This window comes from Acinetobacter sp. NIPH1876, from assembly GCF_022808535.1.
In the GTDB taxonomy this organism is placed as follows: domain Bacteria; phylum Pseudomonadota; class Gammaproteobacteria; order Pseudomonadales; family Moraxellaceae; genus Acinetobacter; species Acinetobacter higginsii.
This window is the reverse complement of record NZ_JALGBR010000020.1, coordinates 17,803-40,409: the sequence shown is the minus strand read 5'-3', so window position 1 is coordinate 40,409 and position 22,607 is coordinate 17,803. Positions and strand designations below refer to the sequence as shown.

The following is a 22,607-nucleotide window of genomic DNA, read 5'->3' as shown; positions in this document are numbered from 1 at the left end:
ACACATATAAAACTTGAGAAAGCATTCTTGTTTCTTTCATAAGCAATGTCAAGAACAAAGAAAAGGATTTTAACGAATATTTTTTAGCTGCCGTTTTTTTAAACACATTTCACAGAATAATTTGGTCTTGTTAAACGCCCATTTATCAAAAAACTATTTTCTTTTTGCTTTAAAATAGGCATTGTAAACTGCTTATTTAGACACTTTGATCGAATATATTCAGCATTCTCTTGGGGAGATCAAATATGAAGATATCTTATTTAAAAACAATCTTATACACAATTTCAGCCGCTACTCTATTGCTTTGTTCTAGCCAAAACTATGCACAACAATATTACAAATGGGTCGATGCCAATGGTTCTACTCATTACACCACCACGCCGCCACCCAAAGGTGCAAAGCGTTTGGACAAAGTTTCAACGTATGGCAATAGCCATCAAAGCACCAATCCAACGAATCAACAAAGCCATCCAGTGAATCCTGAAGCCACACCGAATGTAACACCGCAAGCACCGCAGACAGCGCCATCCACACCAGCGAACTCAGTTAAACCACAAAGCCCTCCACCTGCACCAGCATCATCAGAGGGCTAAATTGCGATCTGAACCTGCAAGGTCAGCTTCAATACGGCGGCCTTGCAGATAAAATCCCGATCTAAAAACTGACATTTCCTACAATTTTGCGCTATGCTGTGCAGCAATCTTAACTTTACTTTTTTGTTGTATCGCATATCCCTATGACGACTTCTCACATTGACTCCGAATATCAAGCAAGTGCCATTGAGCCTCAAGTTCAACAAGACTGGGACAATCGCAAAGTTTTTAAAGTTGCAGACACTGTAGAGGGCAAACATCGCTATATCCTGTCGATGTTCCCGTACCCAAGTGGCAAACTGCACATGGGGCATGTGCGTAACTACACCATTGGTGACGTGATCAGCCGTTTCCATCGTTTAAAAGGTGAAACAATATTACAACCCATGGGTTGGGATGCATTTGGTTTGCCGGCTGAAAATGCAGCGATTGCACACCAAGTTGCACCCGCAAAATGGACGTTTGAAAACATTGCCTACATGCGTGACCAATTAAAAAAATTGGGTCTGTCTGTCGACTGGGATCGAGAGTTTGCAACCTGTACACCAGAGTACTACCACTGGGAACAATGGTTATTCGTACAACTTTATAAGAAAGGCTTGATCTATCGTAAGTTATCAACCGTGAACTGGGACCCCGTTGACCAGACCGTACTTGCGAATGAACAAGTTGAAAATGGTCGTGGTTGGCGTTCAGGTGCATTGGTTGAAAAACGCGATATTCCAATGTACTACTTCCGCATTACCGACTATGCACAAGAATTATTAGACGATTTAGATACGTTAAAAGATGGTTGGCCACAACAGGTCTTGACCATGCAACGTAACTGGATTGGTCGTTCAACGGGAATGGAAATTACCTTCCCTTCTGCGAATCCAGCAATCTATGCAGATGGCCTAACCGTTTATACCACGCGTGCTGATACCTTGATGGGTGTGACTTATGTTGCTGTTGCAGCAGAACATCCAATGGCGCTGAAAGCGGCTGAAAACAATCCTGAACTTGCTGCATTTATTGAAGAATGCCGTATGGGTTCAGTTGCCGAAGCGGATTTAGCCACGGCTGAAAAGAAAGGTATGGCAACAGGTTTATCTGTTAAACATCCAGTCACAGGTGAAGACCTCCCAGTTTGGATTGCTAACTATGTATTAATGTCATACGGTTCAGGCGCTGTAATGGCCGTTCCTGCACATGACGAACGCGACTTTGAATTTGCCAATAAGTTCAACTTGCCAATCAAACAAGTGATTGATGCCAAAGGTGCTGACGATGCAGCGTATTCTGCAACTGAATGGCAAGAATGGTACGGCTCTAAAGATGGCAAACTGGTGAATTCTGGCGAGTTTGATGGTCTTGCATTCCAAGCTGCTTATGATGCCTTCCTTGCAAAATTAGAACCACAAGCATTAGCCAACTCTAAGGTTCAATTCCGTTTACGTGACTGGGGTGTTTCTCGTCAACGTTACTGGGGTTGCCCAATTCCAATGATCAACTGTAACAGCTGTGGTCAAGTCACCGTTCCAGAAGATCAATTACCCGTGGTATTACCGACCGATGTGGTTCCAGATGGTTCAGGTAACCCATTGAACAAGATGCCTGAATTCTATGAAACCAAATGCCCAAGCTGTGGCGGCGATGCGCGTCGTGAAACAGACACCTTGGATACCTTTGTAGAATCATCTTGGTACTATGCACGTTACGCATCTCCAGACTTTACTGGCGGTATGGTGAAACCTGAAGCGGCGCAAAGCTGGCTTCCTGTGAACCAATATATCGGTGGTGTTGAACATGCGATTCTGCACTTACTTTATGCACGTTTCTTCCACAAGTTGATGCGTGATGAAGGCGTGGTACAAGGTAATGAACCATTTACCAACTTGCTTACCCAAGGCATGGTGTTGGCTGATACCTTCTATCGTGAAGCAGAGAATGGCAAAAAAACTTGGTTCAATCCTGCTGATATCGAATTAGAGCGTGATGAAAAAGGTCGTATCCTGTCTGCGAAATATTCAGGTGATGGTCAGGAAGTTGTGATTGGCGGACAAGAAAAAATGTCGAAGTCGAAAAACAACGGCATTGACCCGCAAGCGATTATTGATCAATACGGTGCAGATACTGCTCGTGTCTTCATGATGTTTGCTGCTCCACCAGATCAATCATTAGAATGGTCTGATGCTGGTGTTGAAGGTGCTAACCGCTTCTTGAAACGTGTATGGCGTTTGGCTGCTGGCTTCTTGGAAAAAGGCAATCAAGCAACGACGATTGATACTGCAAACTTATCGAAAGATGCGCAAGATTTACGTCGTAAAACCCATGAAACCATCCAAAAAGTGGGTGATGACATCGAACGTCGCCATGCGTTCAACACGGCAATTGCCGCATTGATGGAATTACTCAATGCCAGTAACAAGTTCGAAGCAAAAGATGACAATGATGTTGCTGTTGCACGTGAAGCAATCACCACCTTATTGACGCTACTTGCCCCATTTGCACCACATTTGAGTCAAACGTTGTTAACTCAGTTTGGTTTGGAATTAACAACGATTGAATTCCCACAAGTGGATGAGTCAGCGTTAACCCGTAATACGCAAACGATTGTTGTACAAGTGAATGGTAAACTTCGTGCTAAGTTAGACGTCGCAGTCGATATCTCAAAAGATGAGTTATTGGCTTTGGCAAAAGCATTACCAGAAGTGCAACAATTCTTGACTGGCCCAACCAAGAAAGAAATTGTAGTACCGAATAAACTTGTTAATTTAGTGGTTTAATGTGCTGCTTAAATTCCCCTGCGACTAGCAGACGGAATTTGTAGAAACAAAACCTCATCAAAGCCCGCTGTCATTCATCGGGCTTTGATTCTAAAATGTGGTCAATTTATCAAGATTAAATCTTCCATATTGAATGGAATATCATAAAGGACAAAGCATGCATTTAGCTCAACGTTTAGCTACTATCGTTTTAACTTTAGGTCTAAGTGCAGGCTTGGTCGGCTGTGGCTTTCATCTAAAGGGAAGTAACCCGACAGCGGCACCTTTGGTCTACAACAAGCTGACTTTAGTCCTACCTGACAATACGGATCAGTTTGAAAACCAGCTCAGCATTTATCTTGGTGCAACGGGCGTACAACTCAGTAATGCCAATGATGCCTATGTGCTTCGTGTGCTGGATTACACTCCACGCCGTCAACTGTTGAATGGTAAATTGACTGAGGCCTTATTGCGTTTAACCGTGACTTTCCAGATTGAAGACCGCCAAGGTAAGCAAATTACTGAACCGCGTACCTTAACTGCTTCTCGTACCTATCAATACGACGTGGCAACGGTGAATACCGATAATCAACAAGAAGCATATTTGAATCGCATTCTTATTGATGATATGGCACAGCAAATCACGCGTCAGATTGCAGCCAATCGTTTGCCGAAAGCACAACCTTAATTCATCATTATGAAACTGGATTATGTGCAAGCGTTAAAACGGGTTGATGAGGCTCGCGGTGCATGGATCATGCATGGACAAGAGCCTTTGCTTGAACAAAATCTGCTCGACACTTTCCGTAAAAGCTGGCAACAACAAGAAGTTGAACGGCAACGTTATGACATTAGTAGTGTCAATGACTGGAAAAATGTCTTTAATGCACTCAACAGTTTATCGCTATTTTCACAACAACTTGCAATTGAAGTGCATGGCAATATCAAGCCCGATACCAACGGCTTAAAACTGCTTAAGAGCTACATTCAACATAATGAGCATAACCTCTTACTGATTGTTTTACCGAAGCAAGACAGCAGCAGTTTAAAATCGGCTTTTTTCCAAGTGGTCGAAGCCAATGGTGTTGTGGTTGCGCTGACGGCGACCTACCCACAAGACCGACAACGCATCTTAAGCATCGAAGCCGAAAAACTGGGGATTCAACTGAATCATGATGCTTGGCAATGGTTGATGCAGCATCATGAACATAACTTGTTGGCTGCTAAAAACAGTTTAATGCGTGTTGCGGATACTTTCCCCGATATACAACAGATTCAGATTGAACAATTGTATTCCTGCTTACAGGACCAATCGCGTTACACGACTTATGATTTAAGTGATGCCTTACTTGCTGGAAACTTGGCGCAATCCGTCAAGATTTACCAATATCTGATCGCTGCGGGTGAGCCTGATAGTTTGATTTTATGGACCCTAAGCAAAGAAATGCGCTTATTGATGCAATTGTTTGAACAGCCACATAATGCGATTCAACTCGGAATCTGGAAAACCAAAGTATCACAATATCAACAAGCTCTACGTCGTTTAAATCCGAGACAATTCCTAACTTGGTCTGATTTATTGTTGCGTATTGATGCAGCGATCAAAGGTATGTCCAAAGAAAATCCAGAACATCTGATGCTACAAGCCTTAGCTGAACTGTGTGGTACTACACTGTTTGCTCAACCTGCTTAGAGCATTCATCTCCATCACATAATAAGAATAATGGATCAACGCATGTCATTCCATTTAAGCCCCAACCAAATCAAGCAGATCAAAAGTCTATTCCAACAAGCCGACAGCCTGATCATCAGTGCGGGTGCAGGTATGGGCGTCGATTCAGGTCTGCCTGACTTTCGCGGCAATCAGGGCATGTGGCAAGCCTACCCTGAACTTGGCAAACAACGCATCGATTTTACCGAAATTGCTAATCCAGCTGCGTTTAAACGAAATCCACGTTTGGCTTGGGGATTTTATGGGCATCGCTTGGCACTGTATCGTCAGACCACACCCCATTCAGGCTTTCAACAACTGAAGCAACTGGCTGAAATATTAGAACTGCCCACTTTTGTATTTACCTCGAATGTGGATGGCCAATTTCAAAAAGCGGGATTTAATCCTGATCACATTTATGAATGTCATGGTTCAATTCACCATCTGCAATGTCTGGACGCGTGTACACAGATCATTTGGCCAGCAGATGAATTAAGGCCAGAAATTGATGCTCAAGACTGTCAATGGCTCGGGCAATTGCCACAATGTCCGCACTGTAATGCACTGGCACGACCGAATATTTTAATGTTCAATGATATGAATTGGTTAAGCCATCAACATGATCAGCAGGCAAAAGGCTTAAAAGCTTTTCTAAAAGATCATCAGCGTTCTGTTGTGATCGAAATGGGCGCTGGTACAGCCATTCCAACCGTGCGTTATTTTAGTGAGCAATTTGCGCCAGGTCTGATTCGAATTAACCTACGTGAATATACGCTCCCTGCACAAGGGGGTATTGCCCTTGCAACAACAGCCGAACAAGGAGTGCGCAGTATTTATCAGATTTTTATAGAATAACTTATCGGCAAAAAAGCAAATAATTCTCATTCTAGATTAAAAATATTCACGCTTTATCCTTATTTCACTTTTATACTAAGTCCAGTTTTTCACTTTTGACCTGCTGCCATGCCAAAAACAAACGCAAAAAAAATCCAACCTCGTAAAATCATTATGATCGCTATCGGGGTGCTGATCATTGCAGCGCTCGGATGGATGTTCTTCAAACCTAAAGCCCAAGCACCACAATATATTAGCGCTGAAGTCTCTCGCGGCGATATCGAAGATTCGGTATTGGCAACTGGGGTATTGGAAGCCACCAAAATGGTCAGTGTTGGTGCACAGGTATCGGGTCAGGTGAAAAAAATGTATGTGCAATTGGGTGACCAAGTCAAACAAGGTCAGTTGATTGCGCAAATTGACTCGATTCGCCAAGAGAACGAACTCAAAACAGCCGATGCCAGTATTAAAAATCAACAAGCGCAGCTGGCAGTACAGCAAGCCAATTTAGCTAAGGTCGAAGCGGAATATAAACGCCAACAAGCCATGTATAGCCAAGATGCCACTTCGCGTGCTGAACTCGAAAGTGCGTTGGCAAACTTTAAAACAGCTCAGGCACAAATTACCTCGATTAATGCACAAATCGAGCAATCTCGCCTGACCTTGGCTACGGCAAAAGAAGATTTAGGTTATACCCGTATCGTGGCACCGATGGATGGCACCATTGTGGCGATTGTGACGGAAGAAGGCCAAACCGTAAACGCCAACCAAACTGCACCGACCATCGTGAAATTAGCAAAATTAGATACCATGACCATCAAGGCACAGATTTCTGAAGCCGATGTCATGAAAGTTGAACAAGGTCAAACCGTGTATTTCACTACTTTAGGCAATAGCGATAAAAAACATTACGCTAAATTACGCCAAGTAGAACCTGCACCAAACTCCATTAATACCGAAACCAGCAGTAGCAGCAGTTCATCAACGTCGAATGCTGCGGTGTACTACAACGCTTTATTTGATGTACCGAATGAAGATGGCAAACTTCGTATTGATATGACCGCACAGGTTTATATTGTGCTTGCAGATGCAAAAAATGCACTGACTGTGCCTGCGGCAGCCATTCAAACCCAACGTGGCAACCGTGCTAAAGGTGACCAAGCCAATGCCAATAAGTCTTCAGAATCTGCAAAAAAATCCGATACTGACCAAGCACAACGTCCAAAACGTCTAGAACTGAGTGAAGAAGAAAAAGCCTTGGTTGCACAAGGTAAAGCATCAACGGGTATGGTCCGTGTTTTACAAGCGGATGGTACAGCGCAACCGCAACCTGTGTTGATTGGTCTGAATAACCGTGTCACTGCACAAGTGCTGAAGGGCTTAAAACAAGGCGATCAAGTGGTGATTGCAGATGCCTCTGACAGCTCAAATGAAGCAGCCAAACGTAGCAACCAACGTGCAATGAGAATGTAATATGACTCAAAATCAAACACATTCATCACAGCCATTGCTTGAGGTCAGTCAGCTCACCCGTGAATTTCCCGCAGGTGAAGCAACCGTACAGATCCTCAAAGGCATTGATTTAAAAATTTATGCAGGTGAGTTGGTTGCCATTGTCGGGCAATCAGGCTCAGGTAAATCCACCCTGATGAATATCTTGGGTTGCCTGGATAAACCCAGCGCAGGCAGCTATCGGGTCAATGGTCGAGAAACCCGTCAGCTTGAACCTGATGAACTGGCACAACTGCGCCGTGAATATTTTGGTTTTATTTTCCAACGTTATCACTTACTCGGCGATTTGAGTGCTTCAGGTAACGTTGAAGTTCCTGCAATTTATGCAGGCGTCGACAGCCATCTTCGTCAAGAACGCTCTGCCGAATTGTTATCCGAACTAGGACTTGAAGAACGTTTGCATCATCGACCAAGCCAGCTATCTGGTGGTCAGCAACAACGTGTCTCGATTGCACGTGCGCTGATGAATGGTGGTGATGTGATTCTTGCCGATGAACCCACAGGTGCCTTGGATAAGAATAGTGGTATTGAAGTGATGCGCATTTTGCGTGAGCTGAATGCCAAGGGCCATACCATTATTCTGGTCACCCATGATCTCAATGTCGCCAAAAATGCGACCCGTATTATCGAGATCAGTGACGGTAATATTATTTCCGACCGTGCCAATGAGCCTGAACATAATGATCCAGAACTTGAGCATCAAACCCTAGAGCGTAACCCGCAGAAGAAAACCTCCGCTTGGCGTTCTTTCTTTGACCGTCTTGGTGAAGCCTTCCGTATGGCGTTACTCGCCATGAATGCGCACCGTATGCGGACTTTTTTGACCATGCTCGGGATTATTATCGGGATTGCATCCGTGGTCTCCGTGGTGGCACTGGGGAATGGTTCACAAAAGCAAATTTTAGAAAATATTAGTAGTCTGGGTACCAATACCATTACCGTCTATCAAGGTCGTGGCTTTGGTGATAACTCACGGACCTCACAAGTCAAAACACTAGTACCTGCCGATGCCGAAGCACTGGCCGAACAGCCCTATGTTGATGGAGTGAGTCCTTCAGCCAATACCAGTTTAACCCTGCGTTATAAAGATACTGAGGCAGCGGCAACAGTCAATGGCGTCAGTGCTGATTTCTTCTATGTCCGTGGTATGACCTTTAAATCAGGGCAACCTTTTGATAAGGCAAGTGTGACTGAACGCGCACAAGATGTGGTGATTGATACCAATACGGAAAAGACCTTCTTTGCAGATGGCACCAATCCTGTCGGTCAAGTGCTGCTATTAGGTAGTGTTCCAAGTCGAATTATCGGCGTGATTGATGCCCAGCAAGGCTTTATGGGAAATTCAGACAGCCTGAATGTTTATCTGCCCTATTCGACTGTTATGAGCCGTATGCTAGGTCAATCCAATGTACGTAGCATCATCGTGCGTATCAAAGATGAATATCCAAGTAGTGCTGCTGAAAACGCGATTCTGACCTTGCTGGAACAACGTCACGGCGCACAAGATGTGTTTACCCAAAACTCTGACAGTATTCGTGAAACCATTCAGCAAACTACAGCCACCATGACCTTGCTGATTTCAGCGATTGCGGTCATTTCGTTGGTGGTGGGTGGTATTGGCGTGATGAACATTATGCTGGTTTCTGTGACTGAACGGACCCAAGAAATCGGGGTACGCATGGCAGTTGGTGCTCGTCAAAGTGATATTTTGCAGCAATTCCTGATTGAAGCAATTCTGGTCTGTTTATTGGGCGGTATCTTGGGTGTGCTGCTATCTTTAGGCATTGGACAGATTATTGGACACTTTGCCAAAGGCATCATTGAAATGAGTTATTCGACCACTTCAATTGTTGCAGCCTTTGTCTGCTCAAGCATGATTGGTATTGTATTTGGCTTCTTGCCAGCACGAAATGCAGCACAACTCGATCCAGTTGCTGCTTTAGCGAGAGAATAAGGAATTTGAGTATGTCTTTTCAATTCACAAAATTAGGACTTGCACTGGTACTCACTGGTTCCTTAGCTGGCTGTTCTGCTGTCGTCAAAACACCCTATAACGCACCAACCGTCCAAGTGCCACAACAGTTCCAATACGATGCACAAAAAAGTAAAAGTATCAATTTAACTGATCAATGGTGGACGCTATTTAACGATACCCAGTTGAATCAATTGGTCGATCAAGTATTGGCTAAAAATAGTGATTTAACTGTTGCAGGTATCACCCTGCAACAAGCCCGATTACAGGCAGGGCTCGCTGAAAATAAACAAGGAATTCGAACCAGTTCTAGTGTTTCCGCAGGTCATAATATTGATCTGCGTTCTGGCGATGGTTCTGATCGTGGTTTATCCACCAGCGTTGGCGTCAGCTATGAACTCGATTTATTTGGCAAGCTCGCCAATCAAACGGAAGCAAGCCGATGGGAAGCCTTAGCCACTGAACAAGATTTACAAGCGACTGCACAAAGTTTGGTTGGCACGACAGCAAAGCTGTATTGGCAGTTGGGCTATCTGAATGAACGCTATCAAACCATTCAGCAAAACTTGGCTTCGACCCAAAAAACCTACTCTTTGGTGCAATCACAATACAAAGCAGGTGCAGTATCTGGTTTGGATTTAACCCAAGCGGAACAATCCGTGCAAAGCCAAAAAGCCAGCCTTAGCCAGATCGAACAGCAACGCGTCGAAGCACGTACCGCGATTGCCGTTTTGCTACATGAACCCGTACAACAACTGAACATTCAAGAGCCTGCGCAGTTACCTCGCAATGCCCTGCCAAATATCGCGGTTGGACTCCCTGCTGATATTTTATCGCGCCGCCCAGACCTACAAGCATCTGAATTACGTTTGCGTAAGACCTTAGCCAATAAAGATGCGACCAAAGCCAGCTATTATCCTTCGATTAATTTGACGGGGAATGTTGGTTCTTCAAGCACTTCTTTAACTCAACTGTTAAAGAATCCTGCTTTGACACTCGGTGCAAGTCTCAGCCTACCTTTCCTTCAATATAATGATATGAAGAAAGACATTGCGATCAGTGATCTTGAGTATGAAAAAGCCATTACCCAATACCGTCAAACGCTATACCAAGCTTTTGCTGATGTTGAAAATGCGCTATCAAATCGCACTCAGCTAAATCAGCAAGTGCAGTTACAGCAACGTAATGTCGAGCTGGCAGATAAAACTGAACGACTAACCGAAGTGCGTTATCGCAATGGAGCGATTGCGTTAAAGAATTTACTGGATGCGCAGGAAACCACACGTAATGCCCGACTCAGCTTGGTGGAAACCAAGCAGAATCAATACAATGCCTATGTGACATTAATGCAAGCCATGGGTGGAAGTCCTGTAAAAGAACTACCAAAACAATAGCCCTAGCGCTATTGTTTTGCGCTGTTATTCTTTCACCAGATCAGGATTATTCTGGATCTGTTGAATATGTTTAATCTTGTCCTGATCATCAAACACAACTTCATACGAAAGTTGCTGACCATTGAAATACATCTCAGTTGGGAGCCAATTACTTCCCATAAACTAATACATATCTAGTTATAATTATGAAGTTATATTAATTATATATTTTATATTGACTTAAATATTATCATTTCATATATTAAAAAATAATTCCAAATAAGATAGGAAATCCAATCTGTTACATAACAGTGTAGCGTCATTTAACTTCATTTAAATTTTAAGCATTACAAAATACGAGGATGTTCAATGATCGAAATAATCTATGGAGGTATCGTAGCAATAGCTTTAGGTATGATTGCTAATTTACTAACTCCATTCGTTCAAAACTTATTTACAATAAAACCTGTTACAGTTCCAAATATTCCAGAACAGCAAATAATGGAACCTGATTCTTCAAATATCGAAGAGTGGAGAGCTCAGAATCGAGCCAAATTAGAAGCTATGGTCAGCAAAGTATTTTTTTATGCTTTCGCCTATCTCGCTATGTTTATGGCACTCTTGATTCCGTTTTACTTAAATGGAGGACTTTTTAATCCTACTGTAAATCTCATTGATTCTAGATTAGCAATAGACTACATCATCAATCAGGATAACCTTACTAAAATTTGCGCTATATTCGGCATCCTAGCCTATGGTGCTTTCTGGAAGTTATCTCAGCTCATAGCTGATTTCATAACCACAATTGCTGTTCGATTTACGTTTGTAAATGAAGTTAAATATTTAGCATTTACCGTATTGGCTATGGTTTTTTGGGCATTTTTTATTGCTGGCAATGTTTATTGGATTCTAAACCCTGATGTAGGGTGGTTTTATTCAATCAAATATTCATTAATTTTATGGTTTTTATTATTCTTTTACGCGTTAACTAACAAAAGATAAAAACTAACAGACTAATGATCATAAATCACAATATTTAAGATGTATCTTCTATCTTCTCAGAGTTCGATATTATACTGTTTAATTCTCACATCTTTATTTTAAACAAAGCCGCTATAAAAGCGGCTTTATCAAATAATTTAGAGCAATCTAATTATTCATCATCCATCATCGACTGACTCATACCTACGGTATTAAAGCCACCATCGACATACATGATTTCACCCGTAATACCCGAAGCCCACGGCGAGCAAAGGAATAATGCGGCATTACCCACTTCTTCAATGGTCACATTGCGTTTCAGTGGCGCAATTTTTTCATTGGCATCTAACATTTTACGGAAAGATTTAATCCCTGAAGCTGCCAAAGTACGGATTGGGCCAGCAGAAATTGCATTGACACGGATACCATCTGTACCCAAGCTTGATGCTAAATAACGTACGCCCGCTTCAAGTGATGCTTTCGCCATCCCCATCACATTATAGTTCGGCATCACACGCTCAGAACCTTGGTAAGTCAAAGTCAATAAACAACCTTGGCGCGCTTGCAATAATGGTTTAGCCGCACGCGCCATCGCGATAAAGCTATAGGCACTAATATCATGCGCAATTTTAAAACCATCACGATCAGTCACGTCAGTAAAATCACCATCTAAGGTATGCGCAGGTGCAAAACCGATTGAATGTACCATACCGTCTAAACCATCCCAGTGTTTTGCCAATTCAACAAAAGCATTGTCAATTTCTGCGTCAATCGCAACATCACAAGGAAAAACCAGTGTTGAACCAAACTGTGCTGCAAAATCATCGACACGTTTTTTCAGCTTTTCATTTGGATAAGTAAACGCAAGCTCCGCACCTTCACGGTGTAAGGCAGAAGCAATACCGAAAGCAATCGATAATTTACTTGCAATACCGGCAATTAAAAAACGTTTACCAGCTAAAAGTCCTTGTGACATCTTATTCTCACTCGAAAAATTTTCACCACATCATGCCAATATTCCGCCGCTTGCGGAATTGCATAATCCATCTTTTTTACAATCTTGCATAAAAAAATCGCCTTCACTTGAAGACGATTTGTATTTTTACTTAAATCAGAACTTAATCGTCACCGCGAAGCAGACTCAATAAACGCAAGAATGAATAATACATCCACACCAAAGTTGCCAATAAGGCGATGGCACAGATCCATTCAAATGCTTTTGGTGCACGTTGTGCAGCCGCATTTTCAATCAAGTCAAAATCCAAGATCAGGTTTAATGATGCGATGACCGCAACAAAGGCAGCAAAGCCAATACCTAACCAATTGCTTTCAAAGATATAAGGAATGCTTGAACCAAATGCTAAACGTAAAATGATTTGCACCACAAACACCAAAGCAATCGCAATCGAAGCTGAAATCACAACTGCTTTAAACTTTTCAGTGGCACGAATGATCTGAAATTTATATAAGGCAAATAAAACCAATGTGGTCACGAAAGTCGCAAGCAATGCTTGCAAAGGAACACCTGGATACTTCAACTGGAAAATAAACGATACGCCACCGAGGAATGCCCCTTCAAATAAAGCATAAGGAATGGCTAAAGCTGGTGCAGTATTGGATTTAAATGTGGTAATCAAGGCAAGGATTAATCCACCCACTGCACCAATAATCGTTGCAGCATAGGCAATCGAAAGATTGGCTGTCATCGCACAGTAGAAAAATAAGGCCATACCTAGAACGGCAGCAATCACGGTTAGAAGTACAGATTTTTGGATCGCACCCTGAATGGTCATGGGTTCAGCCAAATCCTGATAAGTTTCTACCCGCGTTAAAATGGGGTTAGTACTTTGCATGTACGCTCTCTTTTTTATAGTTTGCAATTAAAAGCCGAGTTTAAGCGATTTTTTGAGCAAGCCCAAATTTTTTCACATATTAAAAAAGGAGCATACGCTCCTTTTTATACATTGTTCATAAACTGATTACTTGTCGTTATTCATGATAAAAAAGTATTCGCGGTAGTATTTCAATTCTGCGATCGAATCACGGATATCATCCATCGCCAAGTGTGATGCATTTTTCTTTAAACCACTCATAATTTCAGGTCTCCAGCGTTTCGCTAACTCTTTCACCGAAGAAACATCTAAATTACGATAATGGAAAAACTGTTCCAATTCAGGCATCAAACGATGCAAGAAACGGCGATCTTGGCAAATCGAGTTACCACACATTGGTGATGATTTTGGACTCACCCATTTCTTTAAGAACTCAAGCGTTTGCTGTTCTGCATCTTGAGCCTTTAACTTACTGCGTCGTACTCGCTCAATCAGACCCGACTGGCCATGTTGTTTGGTATTCCACTCATCCATCGCATTTAGAATCAAATCAGATTGATGTACCGCTAAAACAGGTCCTTCAGCCAAGATATTCAAATGGTCATCTGTAATAATTGTTGCAATTTCAATAATCTTGTCATTATCGGTATCAAGACCGGTCATTTCCAGATCGATCCAAATTAATCGTGTATCAGGGGTGCTACTCATGGATGGCGATTCTAAAGTGCTTAAAAACATCAATAGTAGCAAATTAATTACATCTTGGCTGTAATTCTATAGTGGCTTCGTGCTATTTTTGCGGTCTTCAAAGTGTGGATTTTTTGGGATATGAATGGCTTTAATTCGTAAGCGTCGTTTAACCGAACAACAGCAACGTCGTATTGAGAAACAGCATAAATCACGTCAAGACGACATTGATACATCGCAAGATCTGGATGGACTGGTTGTTCAGCATTATGGTCGTCAACTCGAAGTACAAGCTTTATCTGTGCCTGAACAGCACCCTGAAAAACCACACGTGGCTGAAGGCGAACCAGAACCGTTCTGGAAACCAATTGAACTCGACAGCGTTTGGCGTTGTCATACCCGTACCAACCTAGAACTTTTGGTCACAGGCGATCGGGTTAAATGGCAGGCTGATCCAATTACGGGTTTGGGCATTATCACCGCGATTTATCCAAGACAATCGTTACTGACCCGCCCCGATCGCTATCACAAAGTGAAGCCTGTGGCAGCCAATATCAGTTTAATTGTGATTGTATTTGCCCCGCTGCCAGAACCTGCGCCAACATTAATTGACCGCTATCTGGTGGCCTGTGCCGATGCCAATATTCCAGCGTTATTGGTGTTGAATAAATCCGACTTACTCACTGAAAATGACCCGATTCTCACCTTGCTCAGCGAATATGAATCTTTAGGCTATGAAACCTTGATTTGTCATTCACAAGGTGACTTATCTGTGCTTTCAAACCGCATTGATAATGAAACGGTGGCTTTCGTGGGACAATCAGGTGTCGGAAAAAGCTCACTGATTAATACCATCGTTCCCGATGCCGCACAGAAAACCAATATCATTTCGGAGAACTCGGCACTGGGTCAGCACACTACAACCTCAACACGTTTGATTAAATTTGGAACAAACGGTGCGTTGATTGACTCCCCAGGGATTCGTGAATTTGGGCTGTGGCATCTCAGTTTAGAAAAGGTTCGTACCGGTTTTCCAGAGATTGAAGCACATTTAGGGCTGTGTCAGTTCCGTAACTGCACCCATACACATGAGAAAAATTGTGCGCTGAAACAAGCGGTTGATGCTGGCGAAATTTTGCCGCGCCGTTTAGACAGCTATTTACGTTTACTGGATGAAATTCAGGAAGCACAGCAAAAAAGTTAATTTTCTTCGCTGCTTGCCCTTGAACTAAAGATTTTGATCACCATTGAGATAAGTTATACTCAGGGTCAATTTTGATTTTAACTTTAGGTGACTTGTGGAACGCTGGTTAGAGTTTATGGGGAATCACCCCTTCTTATTTGGTGCGCTCGGCGTGTTAATCGTGTTGTTCTTTATTTTAGAAGGGCAACGCAATGGTCGTAAAATTTCACCACAATCTCTAGGTATTTTGGTCAAGGCAAAAAATGCCATCTTGATCGACTTACGTGATGGAAAAGATTTCCGTGATGGACACATCAGTGGTAGTCGTAACATTCCATACAGCCAGATTACAAGTCATATCGATGAATTAAAAGCAAGTGATCGTCCACTGGTCTTCATTTGTAACTTAGGTCAGGTTGCAGGCTCAGCATTGCAGAAAGTTGGCCATGCCGACAGCTACCGTTTAGACGGCGGTATTAGCAACTGGAAAGCTCAAGGCTTACCTTTAGTGAAAAGCAAAACCAAAGCTTAAGGAGAGATAAAATGACTACGCAAAACGTCACCATTTATTCAACGCTTTCTTGCCCATATTGCGTACGCGCAAAACAATTACTTGAGCGTAAAGGCGTTGCTTATAAAGAAATTAATCTTTCTAATGAAGCACCAGAAGTTCGTCTTGAGTTAATGCAACGTACCAATCACCGTACTGTGCCGCAAATTTTTATCAAAGACCAATTTATTGGCGGTTTTGATCAACTTTATGCTTTAGAGCGTGAAGGCAAACTCGACCAATTATTAGCTTAACAACATCTAAATCCAAGATTTAAGGAAAAACAATGAGCGAAGAACAAGTTCAACCACAACTCGCGTTAGAACGTATCTATACCAAAGACATTTCTTTTGAAGTTCCAGGTGCACAAGTTTTTACCAAGCAATGGCAACCAGAGTTGAACATCAATTTATCTTCTGCTGCAGAAAAAATTGATGCGACACACTATGAAGTGTCTTTAAAAGTTGTGGTTCAAGCAAACAACGAAAATGAAACTGCGTTCATCGTTGATGTAACTCAATCAGGGATTTTCTTGGTTGATGGTGTAGAAGAAGATCGCCTTCCATACATCTTAGGCGCTTACTGCCCAAATATCCTGTTCCCGTTCTTACGTGAAGCAGTCAATGATTTAGTGACTAAAGGTAGCTTCCCACAATTGCTGCTTACACCAATTAACTTTGATGCTGAATTTGAAGCAAACATGCAACGCCTCCAAGCGGATGCAGATGCGCAAGGTCAAGCATAAGCTTTAATCGCGAAGCAAAAAAACCACAGCAATTGCTGTGGTTTTTTTATCATAATAAAAAAAGATCCGAATAAAACGAGAACAAACCATGACCACAACACTTTATCCGCTATGCCAGCAGGTCTTTCCTGAACTGACACAGGTTCCTTATCCTGCTCATGCACACGATTTTCATCAATTTATCAATTGGGTCAATACCTTACATTCCAACATTCAATATGTTGAGTTAAAAGAATACTATGACAATGACACCGACAAGTGCTATCAACTACAACAAGCCCAAGTTGATATTGAACAACTGAATAATCGTATTGAAACTGAAGTTGAGCAACTCTTTGCTGAATATGCAGAGAGCGCCCCAGAACAGCAGAATGAAATTGATTTTGCTGAACATATCTATGCGATTTTATTCGACAATATCTATGCCGTTGCAGAACAACATGGTCTGGCCTTGCTGCTGATCTCGAATGAGAATCCTTATTGGATGCTGGTTCCCGACCAGACTGAGCAGATTAATCGCCTGATTGAAGCTTTTAATGCAACGTTTTCCGATGTTGAGCTCTATCACTATGTTTAATATTGAGTAGCCTTATTCCACAATGGTTCTAAAGGTCAGATTCACCCGCGCTGTACTGACTTTTTGGGTCGGCGGTAATCGATGTAACCAGTAAGTCTGTGTAGTGTCTTTCATCACCAGCAAACTGCCATGCTCTAGATATAATTCTACTTTCTCTTTGCTCTGCTTATGTTTAAATGCGAATTTACGCTCTGCGCCAAAACTAAATGAGGCAATCGCACCATCTTTTTTTAAATCCGTTTCACCATCACTATGCCAAGCCATCCCTTCTTCACCACTATGATAAAGATTCAGCAAACAAGAGTTGAATGTCTCACCTGTTAACCCTTCGGCCAGTTGTTTTAACTCCAGTAATTCCTGTGTCCAAGGCAAAGCATATTTATTCATATTGGAATAGGTATATTCAAAGCGTCGATCTCCATACCACGCCACTTTACGTTTGGTCGTCAATAACTTTCCAAAGATCAGCGCCTGATCATTTTCCCATGCAATGCTTTGCATCAGTTGATCAAAATAATGATCTGCTGCCTCGGTCTGCACCACTTTGCCGTAGTACTGTACCGTGCCGTCATAGGGCAAATGATTCTGCTTTGGATCAGCTTCAATATCAAATAGTTGCATCTTTCCACTTCTTATAGGCTTGCTGCATACAATGTCCACATGGTCGGAAACCTTGTGCAATTGCTTCTTGCTCATCGACAAAAAATACCCGATTCTTTTTCAGCATGCGCTTCCCTGATGCACAGGTCAATCTGCCATAAATTTTAAGCTGTGCATTGCCTGCAAACAGAATCTGCTGCCGTTTTAATTTTTGATGCAGTTCAGGCTGTGTTAATTCACAATGTCGCCACATCAGATTAACTCACCGCATCATGGAAAATGATGCCTAAGCTATAACGCTCCCCTTGATGAATGGGGCTGACACCATGTTTCATATTGACCCGATAATAGCCTTGACTACCTTTTTCAGGTTTAAATTGAGTGGTGAAAATCAACAGATCACCTTGCTGTGGTTGCATCACCATGGCCTTAGATTGCGCTCTAGGGGTTTGTTGGGTGAAGACCAATTCTCCACCACTAAAATCCACATTCGGCTGACTCAGCACAATTACCAGCTGTAAAGGGAAATACACCTCACCATATAAGTCCTGATGAAGCGTATTAAAGCCGCCTTGTGCATATTTCAAAATCAGTGGCGTTGCCAGCGTTTGTCCCTGTTGATAGCACTGCTGTAGAAATTCAGGATGAGAGGATGGAAATGAATGTTCTAACTTCAACACCCGAAACCATGCATTGGCAATCGGTACCAAATATGGATAGATCTCATGCCGTATCCGCTCAATCAGATTCGGTAATGGGTAAGTAAAATACTTGTATTCACCTCGACCAAAACGATAACGCTGCATCTCTACAGTTTTACGATACAGTTCGGTTTGCGGATATGCATGTTTCAGCATTTCACATAACTCGGTCGATAGAACCTGCTCGATCAGGGCAAAGCCTTGTTGGTGCATTTGCTCAGTGATGGCCTCCCAATCCGCAGCTTGAATCTTGTCGATCACCGCTTGGATTTGTGTCAATTCAGGTGGCTGCATGGGTTTGTGCACCTTCCCAACCAATCAAGGCTGTTTTACGCAATGTTCCCCACTCATAGCCACCAAAAGCACCTGTAGACTGAATCACCCGATGACAGGGAATCAAAAATGCCACAGGATTACTGCCAATGGCGGTGCCGACAGCTCGTGCAGCTTTGGGATGCTCAATGGCTTTGGCCAACTCACCATAGGTTGAGAGCTGCCCCATCGGAATCTTGAGCAGACTTTGCCATACTTTCAGCTGAAACTCGGTGCCTTTTAAATGTAGTTTAATCTCTGCCAGTTGAGGTTGATCCTTTTGAAACAGGGCCAAAGCACTGTGTTGAAATGCATCGCTCTGTTCAATAATCACGGCCTGAGGAAATTGTGCTGTTAGCTGTTGCAAGGCATCAGCCCGATTCTCCACAAAACTCAGTGCACAAATACCTTTATGTGTGGATGCAATCAACACTTCACCAAACAAGGTCTCTGCGAATTGATAATGAATCGTGAGACTCTGTCCACCATGTTTATATTCGGCTGGGGTCATCCCTTCGATTTGAATAAACAGATCATGCAATCGACTGGTACTGGACAGTCCTGTGGCAAAGGTTGCATCAAAAATACTGCCCTGCTCTTGTTTTAAAATCTTCTTGGCATGTTCAACACTTATATACTGCAAAAACTTTTTTGGACTGGTGCCGACCCACTCGGTAAATAAACGCTGAAAATGCGCTGGGCTTAAATGAATATGTGCTGCCACTTCATCCAGTTGCGGCTGTTGCTGAAAGTTTTGTTGAATATACTGAATCGCTTGAGCAATGCGTTCATAATTACGTTGTTGTGAGGACATATCATCACCTCTCATCATTCATGTTTTCACTGTAGCAACTTTGCCATTCTGTGAAAATCTGAATCATGCTCAGTCTTCGTTTTGTCTTTGTAGTGTCTCAAATCCCGATAAAAAAGCCGTACTTCTTGAAATACGGCGCTATCATTTCGATGACCAATCTTTATAGATTAATGGGTGTAATACTTATGTCCTTGGTCACGTAATTCAGCAATCTTTTTACCTTGTTTTTTAGCTTCATCCAGCTTGCCTGCTTGCACCAACAATTTGGCTTTATCAATTTCCCCGACAATCTGGTCGAATAAAGCAGTAGATGCTGGCACTTTTTCAGTGGTATTCGGCGCCAACTTATATTGTTTTGAATGGGTCGCAGCAGCACGCATATTATCCAAAGCAGCTGTTGCCGCCTGTGGCGTTGCAGCTTGGTTAAACGCTTTATAATTTTTCCCCAGCGTTTTCATGTCATCTTCTAAACCCGCAGCCATTGCCGTATGGCTCAATGCAAACGCGGATAACATCACAACGGTGGCTAAAGTTTTTTTAATCATTAGGATATCCTATCAAAAACTGTGGCTATGGCTTAATTTCTTGGCGCAAAACATCGTGCTTTGTTCAAAGCACCAATGGCGATTGCTGATTTAGCATACATAAAAAATGCAACGGAATCGTTGCATTTTGATAAAAAAAGATCGTGTTTAGGTTTTATAAGCGACGGCGTAAAGCATCCGCAATCGACTCAACCAATTGCTGCGAAATCTCTTGTTTTGATGCCTTTTCCAGCTCACGCTTTTTCATGTGATAAGACTGGGCAAAGAACACGGTCATGGCATTTTCATCTGAGGCAAAACCGATATCTGGACGTGACACATCATTACAGGCAATCATATCCAGTTTTTTCGCTACCAGTTTACCAGCAGCGTATTCTTCAACATTTTGCGTTTCAGCAGCAAAGCCAACCATGAATGGACGTTGTTCCTGCTGTGCAATGGTCGCCACGATATCTGGATTTTTGACCAACGCCACCGCAAGCTCATCACCTGCTTTTTTAATCTTGTGCTCAGCCACTTGTGCCACACGATAATCCGCCACCGCTGCGGTTGCGATAAAGATGTCACAGCCGTCTTTCAGTTGGTTCATGCTGACATCAAGCATCTGCATGGCAGAACTCACATTCATACGTTGCACACCATTCGGCGTATCCAAACTGACAGGGCCTGCCACCAACGTGACTTTTGCCCCTGCTGCATAACACGCTGCGGCCAAGGCAAAGCCCATTTTGCCAGTACTGTGGTTGGAAATATAACGGACCGGGTCAATCGCTTCGCGGGTCGGGCCAGCGGTAATGGTGACTCGCTTTCCAGCTAACAAACCGAATTTTTCGGCCAAGGCACGTTGCGCTTTATGGAAATAGGCTGCAACTTGGCGCGCTAGATCTTCAGGTTCAGGCATACGCCCTAGACCGACATCACCACAGGCTTGCTCGCCTGCATCTGGCATGATCACATGCACGCCATCCTCAACCAAAGTTTGCAAATTGCGTTGTGTGGCTTTTGCTGCCCACATTTGCTGATTCATTGCCGGTGCAACCCAAACTGGTGCTTTGGTTGCCAGATATAGCGTACTGAGCAGATCATCTGCCAAACCATTGGCAAATTTTGCAATGCTGTCACAGCTGGCAGGTGCAACCAGAACCAAATCGGCCCAACGTGCCAATTCGATATGTCCCATGCCTGCTTCAGCTTCAGGATCAAGCAATTCGGTATGCACAGGATTGCCTGAAAGTGCTTGAAAAGTAAGTGGGGTAATAAATGCTTGTGCGCCATGGGTCATGACCACACGGACATCAAAACCGAAATCTTTTAAACGGCGCACCAAGATGGCACTTTTATAGGCAGCAATACCACCTGTAACCGCTAAAATAATGTTTTTATGGGGAATAACACTTAGATCGAAGCTCACAAACAGGATACCTTACTGTTGCAGTGGCGCTCACAATAGCATTAAATAAGTGGATACCCAAGTAGCACCCTCAACATTTCAGCACTGACTATAATCGAAAATCGTGTTGACATGACACAATATAAAAGGAAAAGACGTGCAATTATTTTTGCCCGTTAAAAAAATAATCACAATAAAATCAAAGGGACATTAACGATTGAATCAATCTATTAAAACTTGGCCTGAACAAGAGCGCCCAAGAGAACGACTTTTGTCCCAAGGACCGCAAAGCTTATCCGATGCTGAACTGCTGGCAATTTTTCTGCGTTCAGGTTCAAAACAGCACTCTGCAGTGGAATTGGCGCGTATTTTGATTCAACATTTTGGCGGACTTAATTTGATATTTGATGCCAATTTTGAAGATTTATCACAATTTAATGGCATAGCCTCCACTAAATATGCACAGCTGATGGCCGTGAAGGAACTTGGACGGCGTTATCTGAATAATCATTTCCAGCAACAGCGGCTTTGTCTGGATACTTCAACCTTAGTGCTCGACTATTTACGTTATGAATTGCAAGGTGAAAAACAGGAAGTTTTTGCGGTGCTGTGTTTAGATGCCGAACTGAGAAAATTACATTTTAAAAAGCTATTCTTTGGTTCACATCATTCCTGCACTGTTTCATTGAACCAAACCTTACGCTATGCCCTGCAACAACAAGCCTGCCAAATTGTGGTGGCACACAATCATCCCTATGGAACAGCACAACCGTCAACAGAAGATATTTATCTGACCCAACAACTCAAACAAGCCTGCAAACTGCTGGAAATTCACTTGATTGATCATTTTATTATTTCAGCTGAAGGCTATTTTTCATTTTCTGAACAACAACTACTCAACCCTATTAAAACCAAGCAATCTCGCCTTGACAAAGCTTAAATCAAACA

General features: G+C 42.7%; 25 protein-coding genes. 15 read left to right on the top strand and 10 right to left on the bottom strand.

The window, feature by feature from the left end:
• The first annotated feature begins 245 nt into the window (after positions 1–245).
• From MN869_RS18205 to MN869_RS18170, 8 genes are all read left to right on the top strand, one after another.
• Positions 246–593, top strand: a complete 348-nt coding sequence (locus MN869_RS18205; protein ID WP_243308934.1) for a DUF4124 domain-containing protein — start codon at positions 246–248, stop codon at positions 591–593.
• A 143-nt stretch (positions 594–736) separates the two neighbouring features.
• Positions 737–3,361 (top strand): leucine--tRNA ligase, encoded by a 2,625-nt coding sequence (gene leuS, locus MN869_RS18200; protein ID WP_243308933.1) that lies wholly within the window; start codon positions 737–739, stop codon positions 3,359–3,361.
• A 157-nt stretch (positions 3,362–3,518) separates the two neighbouring features.
• A complete protein-coding gene (gene lptE, locus MN869_RS18195) occupies positions 3,519–4,028 on the top strand; it encodes an LPS assembly lipoprotein LptE (protein ID WP_016543094.1) in 510 nt (169 codons plus the stop codon).
• Between the two features lie 9 nt (positions 4,029–4,037).
• Positions 4,038–5,033, top strand: coding sequence for a DNA polymerase III subunit delta (gene holA, locus MN869_RS18190; RefSeq protein WP_243308932.1), 996 nt, complete (start codon positions 4,038–4,040; stop codon positions 5,031–5,033).
• A gap of 42 nt (positions 5,034–5,075) precedes the next feature.
• Positions 5,076–5,906: a Sir2 family NAD-dependent protein deacetylase gene (locus MN869_RS18185; RefSeq protein WP_243308931.1), complete on the top strand. Its 831-nt coding sequence runs from the start codon at positions 5,076–5,078 to the stop codon at positions 5,904–5,906.
• Positions 5,907–6,014: 108 nt separating this feature from the next.
• Positions 6,015–7,358, top strand: coding sequence for a MacA family efflux pump subunit (locus tag MN869_RS18180; RefSeq protein WP_243308930.1), 1,344 nt, complete (start codon positions 6,015–6,017; stop codon positions 7,356–7,358).
• A gap of 1 nt (position 7,359) precedes the next feature.
• The gene (locus MN869_RS18175) at positions 7,360–9,351 is read left to right on the top strand and encodes a MacB family efflux pump subunit (protein ID WP_243308929.1); all 1,992 of its coding nucleotides are present in this window, start codon (positions 7,360–7,362) and stop codon (positions 9,349–9,351) included.
• A gap of 11 nt (positions 9,352–9,362) precedes the next feature.
• Positions 9,363–10,763 carry an efflux transporter outer membrane subunit gene (locus MN869_RS18170; RefSeq protein WP_243308928.1) on the top strand — a complete coding sequence of 467 codons (1,401 nt, stop codon included), beginning with the start codon at positions 9,363–9,365 and terminating at the stop codon, positions 10,761–10,763.
• A 24-nt stretch (positions 10,764–10,787) separates the two neighbouring features.
• On the opposite strand, the gene MN869_RS20435 is transcribed toward MN869_RS18170, so the two are convergent.
• Positions 10,788–10,922 (bottom strand): hypothetical protein, encoded by a 135-nt coding sequence (locus tag MN869_RS20435; protein ID WP_279324162.1) that lies wholly within the window; start codon positions 10,920–10,922, stop codon positions 10,788–10,790.
• Between the two features lie 189 nt (positions 10,923–11,111).
• Here MN869_RS20435 and MN869_RS18165 point away from each other — a divergent pair, with 189 nt between their 5' ends.
• On the top strand, positions 11,112–11,744 hold the full coding sequence (locus MN869_RS18165) for a hypothetical protein (RefSeq protein ID WP_243308926.1): 633 nt from the start codon (positions 11,112–11,114) through the stop codon (positions 11,742–11,744).
• A 151-nt stretch (positions 11,745–11,895) separates the two neighbouring features.
• Here MN869_RS18165 and MN869_RS18160 read toward each other — a convergent pair whose 3' ends face one another.
• From MN869_RS18160 to orn, 3 genes are all read right to left on the bottom strand, one after another.
• Positions 11,896–12,699 carry an enoyl-ACP reductase gene (locus tag MN869_RS18160; RefSeq protein ID WP_243308924.1) on the bottom strand — a complete coding sequence of 268 codons (804 nt, stop codon included), beginning with the start codon at positions 12,697–12,699 and terminating at the stop codon, positions 11,896–11,898.
• A gap of 142 nt (positions 12,700–12,841) precedes the next feature.
• A complete protein-coding gene (locus tag MN869_RS18155; RefSeq protein WP_005146880.1) occupies positions 12,842–13,576 on the bottom strand; it encodes a Bax inhibitor-1/YccA family protein in 735 nt (244 codons plus the stop codon).
• 126 nt (positions 13,577–13,702) lie between these two features.
• A complete protein-coding gene (gene orn / locus MN869_RS18150) occupies positions 13,703–14,263 on the bottom strand; it encodes an oligoribonuclease (RefSeq protein ID WP_005184949.1) in 561 nt (186 codons plus the stop codon).
• A gap of 124 nt (positions 14,264–14,387) precedes the next feature.
• Here orn and rsgA point away from each other — a divergent pair, with 124 nt between their 5' ends.
• From rsgA to MN869_RS18125, 5 genes are all read left to right on the top strand, one after another.
• Positions 14,388–15,446: a ribosome small subunit-dependent GTPase A gene (rsgA, locus tag MN869_RS18145; RefSeq protein ID WP_243308922.1), complete on the top strand. Its 1,059-nt coding sequence runs from the start codon at positions 14,388–14,390 to the stop codon at positions 15,444–15,446.
• Between the two features lie 94 nt (positions 15,447–15,540).
• Positions 15,541–15,957, top strand: coding sequence for a rhodanese-like domain-containing protein (locus MN869_RS18140; RefSeq protein ID WP_004804308.1), 417 nt, complete (start codon positions 15,541–15,543; stop codon positions 15,955–15,957).
• Between the two features lie 11 nt (positions 15,958–15,968).
• Positions 15,969–16,229 (top strand): glutaredoxin 3, encoded by a 261-nt coding sequence (grxC, locus tag MN869_RS18135; RefSeq protein ID WP_004804307.1) that lies wholly within the window; start codon positions 15,969–15,971, stop codon positions 16,227–16,229.
• Between the two features lie 32 nt (positions 16,230–16,261).
• Entirely contained in the window at positions 16,262–16,720 is a 459-nt protein-coding gene (gene secB / locus MN869_RS18130; protein WP_004804306.1) for a protein-export chaperone SecB, read from the top strand.
• 88 nt (positions 16,721–16,808) lie between these two features.
• Positions 16,809–17,297: a hypothetical protein gene (locus MN869_RS18125; RefSeq protein WP_243308921.1), complete on the top strand. Its 489-nt coding sequence runs from the start codon at positions 16,809–16,811 to the stop codon at positions 17,295–17,297.
• A gap of 12 nt (positions 17,298–17,309) precedes the next feature.
• Here MN869_RS18125 and MN869_RS18120 read toward each other — a convergent pair whose 3' ends face one another.
• The 6 genes from MN869_RS18120 to coaBC form a co-directional block, all read right to left on the bottom strand.
• The gene (locus tag MN869_RS18120; RefSeq protein ID WP_243308919.1) at positions 17,310–17,918 is read right to left on the bottom strand and encodes an alpha-ketoglutarate-dependent dioxygenase AlkB; all 609 of its coding nucleotides are present in this window, start codon (positions 17,916–17,918) and stop codon (positions 17,310–17,312) included.
• A complete protein-coding gene (locus MN869_RS18115) occupies positions 17,905–18,150 on the bottom strand; it encodes an Ada metal-binding domain-containing protein (RefSeq protein WP_243308918.1) in 246 nt (81 codons plus the stop codon). Before MN869_RS18115 ends, MN869_RS18120 begins: the two co-directional genes overlap by 14 nt.
• A gap of 4 nt (positions 18,151–18,154) precedes the next feature.
• On the bottom strand, positions 18,155–18,892 hold the full coding sequence (locus tag MN869_RS18110; protein WP_243308917.1) for a 2OG-Fe(II) oxygenase: 738 nt from the start codon (positions 18,890–18,892) through the stop codon (positions 18,155–18,157).
• Positions 18,879–19,724, bottom strand: coding sequence for a methylated-DNA--[protein]-cysteine S-methyltransferase (locus tag MN869_RS18105; RefSeq protein ID WP_243308916.1), 846 nt, complete (start codon positions 19,722–19,724; stop codon positions 18,879–18,881). Before MN869_RS18105 ends, MN869_RS18110 begins: the two co-directional genes overlap by 14 nt.
• Positions 19,725–19,891: 167 nt before the next feature.
• Positions 19,892–20,269, bottom strand: coding sequence for a cytochrome b562 (locus MN869_RS18100; protein WP_243308915.1), 378 nt, complete (start codon positions 20,267–20,269; stop codon positions 19,892–19,894).
• 154 nt (positions 20,270–20,423) lie between these two features.
• Positions 20,424–21,680, bottom strand: a complete 1,257-nt coding sequence (gene coaBC / locus MN869_RS18095; protein ID WP_005319215.1) for a bifunctional phosphopantothenoylcysteine decarboxylase/phosphopantothenate--cysteine ligase CoaBC — start codon at positions 21,678–21,680, stop codon at positions 20,424–20,426.
• Between the two features lie 196 nt (positions 21,681–21,876).
• On the opposite strand from coaBC, the gene radC reads away from it, so the two are divergent.
• A complete protein-coding gene (radC, locus tag MN869_RS18090; protein WP_016543076.1) occupies positions 21,877–22,599 on the top strand; it encodes a DNA repair protein RadC in 723 nt (240 codons plus the stop codon).
• Positions 22,600–22,607: the final 8 nt, after the last annotated feature.